Source organism: Flavobacterium branchiicola, from assembly GCF_018383905.1.
GTDB classification, from domain to species: domain Bacteria; phylum Bacteroidota; class Bacteroidia; order Flavobacteriales; family Flavobacteriaceae; genus Flavobacterium; species Flavobacterium branchiicola.
This window is the reverse complement of the sequence record NZ_JAGYWA010000030.1, coordinates 1-443: the sequence shown is the minus strand read 5'-3', so window position 1 is coordinate 443 and position 443 is coordinate 1. Positions and strand designations below refer to the sequence as shown.

Annotated in this window: 1 tRNA gene and 1 rRNA gene; both read left to right on the top strand. The window is 39.5% G+C overall.

From position 1 onward, the window contains the following. Positions 1-52: 52 nt before the first annotated feature. A tRNA-Ala gene (locus KHA98_RS22785) sits at positions 53-126 on the top strand. A 163-nt stretch (positions 127-289) separates the two neighbouring features. Next, positions 290-443 (top strand): 23S ribosomal RNA (locus KHA98_RS22780); the annotation flags it as partial.

Sequence of the window (443 nt, the reverse complement as noted above, 5' to 3'; positions counted from 1 at the left end):
AAGTTGAGTGTTAATGAGCATACCTCATAACTAATAACTCATGACTAAAAATGGGGGATTAGCTCAGCTGGCTAGAGCGCCTGCCTTGCACGCAGGAGGTCAACGGTTCGACTCCGTTATTCTCCACGAAATAATTGACAATTATCAATTGATAATTATTAATTGTAAAAGTTCATTGACATATTGAGATAAGAAAATAATAAAAAGTAGAAAGCGTTTTTTGTTATTGCAGCAATGCAGAAGATAAAAAACAAAAAAAAACGGTCATAATTAAATTTATGATTGGTACAATAAGCAAAATAAGGGCGTATGGGGGATGCCTAGGCTCTCAGAGGCGAAGAAGGACGTGATAAGCTGCGAAAAGCTGCGGGGACGAGCACACATCGATTGATCCGCAGATATCCGAATGGGGCAACCCACTATGTTGAAGACATAGTACACCG